7 protein-coding genes are annotated in these 8,816 nt (G+C 57.7%); 2 read left to right on the top strand and 5 right to left on the bottom strand.

Translation table 11 applies throughout. From position 1 onward, the window contains the following. A partial coding sequence (locus WBQ77_RS01495; protein WP_424058599.1) for a hypothetical protein occupies positions 1–321 on the top strand: 321 nt, incomplete at its 5' end. Positions 322–459: 138 nt separating this feature from the next. Here the strand turns inward: WBQ77_RS01495 and WBQ77_RS01490 are convergent. Beyond that, the gene (locus WBQ77_RS01490; RefSeq protein WP_424058597.1) at positions 460–2,457 is read right to left on the bottom strand and encodes a TonB-dependent receptor; all 1,998 of its coding nucleotides are present in this window, start codon (positions 2,455–2,457) and stop codon (positions 460–462) included. 70 nt (positions 2,458–2,527) lie between these two features. Here WBQ77_RS01490 and WBQ77_RS01485 point away from each other — a divergent pair, with 70 nt between their 5' ends. Next, entirely contained in the window at positions 2,528–2,722 is a 195-nt protein-coding gene (locus WBQ77_RS01485; protein ID WP_424045199.1) for a hypothetical protein, read from the top strand. A 421-nt stretch (positions 2,723–3,143) separates the two neighbouring features. Here WBQ77_RS01485 and pqqB read toward each other — a convergent pair whose 3' ends face one another. From pqqB to WBQ77_RS01465, 4 genes are all read right to left on the bottom strand, one after another. Next, a complete protein-coding gene (pqqB, locus tag WBQ77_RS01480; RefSeq protein ID WP_424045201.1) occupies positions 3,144–4,082 on the bottom strand; it encodes a pyrroloquinoline quinone biosynthesis protein PqqB in 939 nt (312 codons plus the stop codon). Positions 4,083–4,291: 209 nt separating this feature from the next. Beyond that, the gene (locus WBQ77_RS01475; RefSeq protein ID WP_424045203.1) at positions 4,292–4,546 is read right to left on the bottom strand and encodes a hypothetical protein; all 255 of its coding nucleotides are present in this window, start codon (positions 4,544–4,546) and stop codon (positions 4,292–4,294) included. A gap of 247 nt (positions 4,547–4,793) precedes the next feature. Continuing rightward, on the bottom strand, positions 4,794–5,261 hold the full coding sequence (locus tag WBQ77_RS01470) for a hypothetical protein (protein ID WP_424045205.1): 468 nt from the start codon (positions 5,259–5,261) through the stop codon (positions 4,794–4,796). Between the two features lie 254 nt (positions 5,262–5,515). Further along, entirely contained in the window at positions 5,516–8,002 is a 2,487-nt protein-coding gene (locus WBQ77_RS01465) for a TonB-dependent receptor family protein (RefSeq protein WP_424058595.1), read from the bottom strand. Positions 8,003–8,816: the final 814 nt, after the last annotated feature.

Here is an 8,816-nt window from a genome sequence, read left to right as displayed (position 1 = left end):
GGGTATAAATACTCATCCTCAGCGGGGGTGATTGATGAACGATCTAGCGAAGAACGGAGAATCATAATGCGAGTTTTTATCTGGACGCTTGCCCTAGCCGCTATGGCCACGGTCGCCCAGGCAGACGACAGAGCGCTGACCGAGCGCGAAATAGAGGGGGTGCAAAATGCGCTCAAAGCGATCGGATGCACGGTCGCCGACAGTGAAATCGAGGCAGAAAAAGGCGGTTACGAGGCCGATGATGCCATTTGCGACCGCGTTCAGTACGACATATATCTCGACAAGGACTTCAACATTATGAACAAACAAAAAGAAGATTAGCGGCCAATCGCGGATTACACCGCGATTGATGGCCGCGCCACAGCGCTCCAGATAGAACGCTGACAGCCTCATCTGTTTACGGAGGACGCCAGATTTGAAAGCGTCCTCCGGCAAACACACCTGCTTGGGGGCAAATCCCTAGAAGGTGGCGCTTCCAAAGAAGCGGACATTGGCGCCAGGTAGCAGCACGCCCTCCCGTCGCTTGAACGAGGCCGAGTTCAAGACCTCGTCGTCCAGCAAGTTCTCGCCTCTCACACCGATGTTGAACCTTGGGCTCAGCCCTGCCGGACCTTGCGTCTTCATAGCATAGCTTAGCTCCGCGTTAAGGAGCGTGTAGCCCGGTGTTATCAACTCGTTCGGCGCGACCAAGTCCTGATCGAAGGCATGCAGCACGCCAACGCGCCCGTACCACGTACCGTCCCGGTAATAGACGCCACCGCCAAGGCGATGCGGCGGTATGCGTGGCACGTTCTCGCCGTTATCAAATTCAGCGCGGACGAAATCATATTGACCATCAATACCCCATAGACCGCGCCACACCTGCCCGACATCGTATTCGCCAAGTATCTCAGCTCCGTAGAATGTCGCATTCCGCTGTTGAAAGAGAACCTGGTCGAAAGTCTCTTCCTCGTCCAGCTCGGCCGCGCACGAGTCCAGCGTAACGCCGCAGACGAGCCCCGTGAGTTCCCGAAAAATGAAACCGTCGTAGTTCGTGTAGTAGCCCGAGGCATCGTAGCGGAGCTTCCCAACTGGACGCTTCACACCGATTTCCAGCGTTTGCGCCTTCTCTTCGTTGAGGAAGGGATTGCCAATCTCGAACGTTCCGGTCGCTTCGTGTAGACCCTTGGAAAAAAGCTCCGCGCCAGCCGGCGCGCGCTCGACAGCTTGGCCATTCAGCCGAAGCACCTTGTCGTTGCCGAGATCATAGAGCGCACCGAGGCCGCCACTGACAGGCACGAAATCTCGTTGGCCCCTAAAGACGACAGGTGCTTCCGGATCATCGATGTTGGAAAAGCCGGTGCCGTCGACCGATGCTCCCTCGACCCGTAACGCGACCTGAAGTCGGAGCAGCGCACTGGCTTCAAGTTCCTCGAACCAGAAGCCTGCAATGCTCTCAGCGTCATAGGGCTCTAGAAGCGAGTCGCCTTCAAAGCTGATTCCCTTTGTGTCCGCGTGATCCCATTGGACACCGACTGCGCCACTCAAGGGCCCAAACTGTGTCCCGACGGGACGGTGCTGGACCTCTAACCGCGCTTCCTGCTGCCTGTTGGTGAAGGTCTGACCAACAGAGAAGCCGGCGGCCTCATCTTCGTGTTCGTCTTCGTGTTCTTCCTCGTTGTGCTCTTCCTCTCCATGCCCTTCCTCGCCGTGTCGGGCGAGCTCGTTGTGCGCATAGTCGGAAGCGCCGAACCAGAACCGAACCGCTTCGATGCCGGACAAGTCGGGGCGCCACTCTCCCCGTGCCAGTATTTTGTCTTGCTCGAGGTCAATACGCGGCAGCCTGCCTTCTTCAGCTTCTTCACCCGGGATACCATAGAGACTCTCGAACCGTGAGACAGACACGCCGATGAAGCCGTTCTTCGAGATGTGGGACGCACCGGCAGAACCGCCGCGGCTGTTCACGAAGGTGTTCAGTTGTGAACCGAGCGGGGTATCATAATCGTTGTAATCGCGAATAAAGCCATCGGCGTGCAGGACAAATCCATTAGTACCGCCCGTAGCGCTAAAGGCGCCATCACCGCCCGTGTCTACCGTGTTGCCGCCGCCCTTCACCATGCCGCGGAAACCACGCTCAGGCATAAAGGTTGGAATGCGCTGGTTATCGATGGATACCACGCCGCCGATCGCCTGTGATCCGTAACGCAAAGTCGATGGCCCGCGAACAACCTCAATACGATCAGCGTCGGACGGGTCGATCGGGATCGCGTGGTCTTCTGAAATCGCCGAGACGTCGTGCGCCCCAATGCCGTTCTCCTGGATGCGTATCCTGTAGCTGTCCAGGCCGCGAATAATCGGCCGGTTGGCACCAGGCGCGAATGTGGAGCCGGTGATCCCCGGCTTGTTTTGAATGCTGTCGGTAATCGTCGCGCCGGGATTGGCGAGAATCTCGCGTTCCGTCGCTATAGTGACGGGCACGAAACTATCTCCAGTCACGATGGCGAAGCCAGCTGGTGTATCGAGGTCAAGCACACGTTCCGGAGTCTGTTTGACGGCGGCGGCAGAGGCCGGCGCTGGGCGCGACGACGCATCTGCGCTTCTTGTTGTTGGCGTCGATGTCGGAGCGCGGCTTGTGCGGGCCGGCGCGGCGCTTGGCCTGGGCGATGCTCCGGTCGACACCCTCGCGCCTGACGGCTTCTGGACGGGGCTGTCCACGGTCACCTCGACCGGCGGAAGCTCATAGACTTCATCGATACCCTGGCCGACCTGCGCAACTAAGTCGTTTTCTGGAGCATTCAAGGCCTCTTGAGCGTCAGCCCCATCCCAACCAGCAACCAACAATGAGAAGATCGCGCACAGAACACCAGTGCGCCTGCTACGCCCGTAAACCACTGCTACCCCCAAGTGTTATTTTATAACATATTTTGTGATATGCTATAATGTAACGCTTGGCGTGCCAAGGTGCTGATAGGCTTGTTGTGTATCGGGTGCCCCGTGGGCAAACGCCCGCCGCGGCCGTAAACGCGGCTGCTTGCGTCCATGCCTAAGGCGTTCGCTTTGGGATCTAGGCTGACTCAGCGGTAAGGGCTCGAAGACAGAGCATTCCGGCCCAAAAGAGCAAGCTGGACGCAGCCGCCTAAGGGCGTGACTCATGAAAGGCTGTCTTAAATCGTGACTTCCATGCCGTCATAGGAGACGGTCCAGCCCACCGCTTCCACGGCGGCGCGCTCGGGTGAGTCGTCTCGCAGAACGGGATTGGAATTATTCACGTGGATAAAGATCTTCCGCCCAATGCCGAGCGGCTCCATGAGGGCCAAAGTTCCATTCGGGCCGGACATATTCATGTGCCCAATACGATCGCCAGTCTTCTGCATGAGCCCCTGGTCGATCATTTCGTTGTTCTCGTAAAGAGTGCCGTCAAAGAACAAGAGCTCCGCACCCTGGAGCCTAGTCCGCAAGACATCATCGAGCCCTGAGCAGCCAGGAATAAAGAAGAACGACTTGCCGGTCGCGTCCTCAGTCACCTTAAGACCAATCGTATCGCCAACCTGGGTGCCGAAACTGCCGCCCGTCCCTTTTTCCTCATCCTCGAGGTAGAGCGGGATCTTGCCCGGCACGTCAAAGCCCTCCACCGAGAGCCCCACAGGCCCGTCCGGCCCTTCAACAGCGAAAGGCATTCCCAACGTCATGGTCTTCCGCGCGACGAGGTCCGGATTCAGCACGTCGAAAATGCTGTTGGCTGCTAGCACGTCGAGCACGCGGGCGCTGCCGTAGACCGTCAGTGGCTGGCTTTCGCGAAGGCAGAGGAGGCCCGCGACCGCATCCACGTCGCCGTTCGTCAGCACCACGGCCTTGATCGGGCTATTGCGCGGTGGTCCGTCTGGATCCGGTTGAAGTTCTGGCGTCTCATTGATCTGCTGGCGCAGGTCTGGCGCGGCATTTAAGAGGACCCACTGCTTGCCGTCTGCGCTGACCGCGACAGAGGCTTGCGTCCGCGGCTTGACGGTCGGGATGCCCGACCTCGCCGCGGCCGAATTCCGACCGTTACAATTCCATTGCGGCAGGCCGCCGCCCGCACCAGCACCGATAACTTTGATCAACATGACAGCGGTTTCTTGGCGTGTTTGAATGGTTCACGTCAAGGCGAATCTGGGCCAAGCGACGGGATGTCGACGAAACGTAAAGTAGGATCACGTCTCGTTTTCAATCAAAGAGAAAGGCACGACCCCTAGGGCCGTGCCTTCTTGTTGCTCGCTCTGTAACGCCCCTCATTCAGGCCTTAACGCCCGTCTGCTTGAGCATTGCAGCCGCGTTAGTCACCAGTAATCACAATGACTTTGAAGTCCTTGCCCAAGCGGAAGTCGTACTGACCGTCCTTGCACTTCACGTCCTCGGCCTCAAAAATACCAGAGCCCTCGGTCTCTTTCTCGAAGCTACCACCTTCGCAGCCCCACGCTGTGAGCACTTCCTTGATTTTCGCCGCCTCTGCCTCAGACGGATCGTCATCAGCGAAGGCCGGCGTTGCCGCAAAAGCGAGCGCGGCAGCAGCGATCAAAAGCTTCTTCATTGAAGTCAACCTTTCCAGCTAAGCTTGAAGTTGTTTGCGACGCTTGTCGCATGTTCAGGCCCACTTTGGCGCTTCCTATGTCGAACCCTTTACAGTCCGCGTTATTCTCATGGGGTAAAACATCAGGGGAGACTTGGCAATAGCGCACTCGGACGCGCGAAGGACTGCCGAAACAGTGAGCGCCCCTGCACGCGAAGCTCCGTACCGCAAAGATGCCAACGGCGCCGCCGGGCAAAGAACATAGGACCTAACGGCGACCAGGACGGAGGCGGCGTGTCTCGACCGTTCCTTCCGTTCGATCGATGGGGCCGCGATAACCGGGAACACCGTACTTTGTATAGTTGCCGAAACGATCATAGTACCGTCGGCCCCCATAGCCCCAAAAACCTGGTGTATAGCCATAGTTTGGCGGGGGCAACGGGGCGTTGTAATTGTCAGCGTCTTTAAGGCCTTTGCGTTCGTGGAAGAAACGAAGGTGGCTGGTCTTCACATAGCCGGCCCCGACGCGGCACCAGCCCTTCTTACACGCTTTAGCATCGACGACCTGCGCGATGCCGATAAGGCCTAGCACCTTCGCTTTCGAATTGGGCGTAGCGTGGATGCTCGTAGGCCGCTTGGCTGCTGCCGTTGCAGCGGTCGCATCACCTGGCAGGTGCATCGCCACTGCCGCGCAGAACGCAATGAAGAGACATCGGATCTTATTAGCTTGAGCCATGTCGGTTGCAGCAGTCATTCTGTTGAAGCGTGACTAGCCGGCCAACGAAACGTAGAAACGTCTCTCGGCGATGCAAGCGACTTTGGCACGTCTTGCGTTGATTCCCCAAACGTTACGAATGGCGCAAATTTGGCGTGGCATACGACCGCCGCCGATGATCAGACATCGGCGGCATCATGGTCGCCTGTTGGCTTTCAGCCACGCTTCCGCGACGGCTCGGGTCAGAGCTCACCGCCGCCACAGGAGGTTTGCGGCTACCATTTGACCCGAGCGCCAGCCATAACCGAACGCCCAAGGCCAGGCTTAATGCCGTCCTCGCGGTCGGTGATGTAGAGCTTGTCGGTGAGGTTCTCGCCTGAGACGAAGATCGTCATTTCGCTGCCGAACACGTCCGTCGGTATGGTGTAGTTGGCCCGCGCATTGAGGAGCCAAACGCTCGGTACCAAGCCGTCCTCGCCGCTCGGATCTTGCGCGAAAGGCGTGTTCTCTTCATCGGTGAAGAACTCACCCCGGTAGACGAAGCTAACGCTGGCGTTCCACCCGGCCGTGCTCTCAATGCCCGTGGTCAAATAAGCGACCTCGCGCGGCGCGAAAGGAATACGGTTACCTACGACGCTGGTACCGTCCGGGAGGATGCCCTCGGTAACCTCACCATTCGAATAGGTGAAGGTTCCTTCGAGGAACGGATTAAGGTTCCATCCCGTGAAGGGCCGAGAGTCGAGGCGGCCGTACATTTCCACGCCACTGATCTCGACCTGGTCGATGTTGGTGTAGACATTGAGGCCAGAAGTCGTCGTGGAGGAACTACGGATTTGGTAGTTCTCGATGGACTTGAAGAAGCCGGCCACGTCAAACGTCATACCCTTAATGCCGGTCGACCGCACCCCAAGCTGGAAGTTGTCGCCAAGCTCGTCTTTCGGCGGGAACGGTCCCTCGCGCTGCACGGGGATGGTCACGCCGCGGTTATAACCGCCATACATCGTCGTGTGATAAACGGTCCGAACTTCACCAGCAGAACCATTCACCGGGGCGACCTGTCGCCCAGCTAGGCCCCACGAGAACGAGATCCCCGGCAACCAGTACGTCTTATCATAGCTGAAGTTCTGATCATTAGGGTTGATCGCAAAGACAACGCATTCCCCCTCGTTGAAGAAGTCCTCGCCGTCGATCTCGCACTCCTCGAGTTCGGTTTCGCCCTCGCCCTCCTCCTCACTCGAGGAAAGCTGGCGTACTTTCGAAGATATGTGCTCGAAACGAATGCCCGGAACAATATCAATGGCAGGCGTCGCGTGGATAACAGTCTGGGCGTAGGCCGAGACTGCGTCAGCTTCGTGCTCGCTGTCGAAGACCGTGAGACCCTTCTCGTCGCCATCCGTCAGAATTTCTCCCTGCCTACCGAAGAAGTTACGGTTGGCAAAGGTATGGTGCTCAAACCGAGCGCCAAGCTGAAAGTCTTGGTTCAGCCCCGCAAGCAATTCGCGATTGGCCAGCTCGAAACGCTGCTCGCCACCGACATGCTGATAGGTCCTTAAGCGGCCGAGCATAACGCCCTCGGGGATAATCACTTCGTCGCCGAGTAAAAACGGGCTGAAATTCCCCTCTGCCTGCGAGGGATCGGCGCCTTCGAAGTTTTGATACCGGTCGCGACGATGGTGGTAGTAATAAACACGTGTATTCGAGCTCGTCTCGTCGTCGAAGTAATAATTCAGTGTGCCCTGAAGGCGAAATGGGTCGGCATTGTAGGTGCTGAAGCGCGAACCAGGATTAAAGCATGTTTTGCAGTGCTTGATCTCCTTGAAGAAGGCTTGCTCAACCGTGCCGGATCGGAACTCGGTTTCCTCTTCTTCCTCGAGCTCCTCATCTTCTTCGAGATCCCCCTCTTCTTCGCCCTCTTCTTCCTCTTCGAACTCTAGATTGGCTTCGTCGTAGTTGTCGCGCTGGCGCATATAGGCCCCAGAGAAGACAAAGTCGGCGTTGGTATTCTTCCAGCCGAGAGCTCCATAAAAGTCGTTGTAACGCAGGCGCTCCGTATCCCACGCGCCCTGCACGTCCGCACCCGTGTAGGACACCACGCTACCCCAGTTCTCAAAGGTCTTGCGGAGATGCACATGCCATTTGGCCGCCCCACCGTCGTCGCCGGCCCCATCAACCGCGACGCCACCGCCTTGACCCGACATAACGAACTCATCTGGCCCGAAGGGCTGCAGGTTACGGAAGTTGATTGCACCGAAGTTGTTGTTCGGCGCGTAAATGATCGAGCCCTTAATCACTTCAACGCCCTCAATACGATCTGGTGGAGGCACGTAGTGCACCGAAGGATCTATATAGAGGCTCATGTTGATGGACTGACCATCTTCCATAACAAGGATTTTACGCGAACGCCGCGGATTCGAGCCGCGAATGCCCATGCCGCCCTGATTGCCAAGGCCGTCGTCATTAACGATGGTTAGGCCCGGTACGCGCTGCAGAATGTCATTCGTCGAGAGCGGATCCTGTTCGTTGATCTGCTGCCGTGTCACCCGGGCGCCGGCTTCCGAAAAATTCTGCAGGTTGCCGGGCGCGATGCCATTGTTGGGATTAATCGGTGATTGCGCAGCGTCAATCGAGCGCTCGAAGCTCGCCTCCCCGCCGGGAGGCCCAAAGAACTCAAGCAGCTGCTGCGTAATCAGCGTGGGAACGAAGTCTTCCGGCTCAATGGGCTCAATCCCCGTATCCGCGACCGGCGCTTCTGGCGGCGGCACATATTCGACCGGCGGCGGAACGTATTCCACCGGCTGCGGGGTCGATACGGGGCGAGGTTCCGGCTCCGGTTCCGCCTCGGCCTGAACGGGTTCTGGCGGCTGCTGAGGTTCTTCCTGAGGCTGAATGATCTCGATCGCGGGAACATCGCCTTCAACCTGAGGCGTGTCTGTTGCGTCAGGCTGCTCCGTCGCAGACGGCGCGGCTTCCTCTATAATCGCCTCGTTTTCGGTGGTTTGCGCGGATGCCCCAAATGACAGCAAAGCACAGATTCCGAGTGCAAGTGCACCCCCGCACACCTTCGTTCCCATTGCTAACGCCCCCCACAGGCAAATCTAAGTCGTCAAAATTGCTTTTTTGATTAACGAAAAATTAACACTGATTGATGGGCCAATCTACCCCGGAGAGAGTTCCTATTGTGGAACCTCAAAACGGAACATTTGGCAGTCTTGTTGCAAGCATTTGGCAGTCTTGTTGCAAGAATGGAGCCCTGCAGCACCCTTGCCGAAACGTAATCTTGCAACCCGCTTGAATGCCTTTGTCTGCCAAGTTAAATAGGCCTTGGTATTCTTGTAGGACCAACTAGTCTTTGGTTCGGATGTCGGTCCAATTGTTGAGGCGCCATATAACCTATGGCGCTCGCGCGCGGTGCCCTCAACCAGAATCGGAGAACGTCGCAGGGGTGACGAGAGCCCAATGGGGGGCTGCGCGCAACCGAAGTCTGAATGCTTATAACCGGACTCGGTTTGGGAGGTTTATGTGCTGCTTAAAGTGAACGGACACCGGCACGCAGCCGGGCTTATCAAGCGATCCGCT

This window comes from Methyloceanibacter sp., from assembly GCF_049590335.1.
Lineage (GTDB): Bacteria > Pseudomonadota > Alphaproteobacteria > Rhizobiales > Methyloligellaceae > Methyloceanibacter.
The sequence above is the reverse complement of the archived record's forward strand: the minus strand, read 5'-3'. Positions and strand labels throughout refer to the sequence as shown.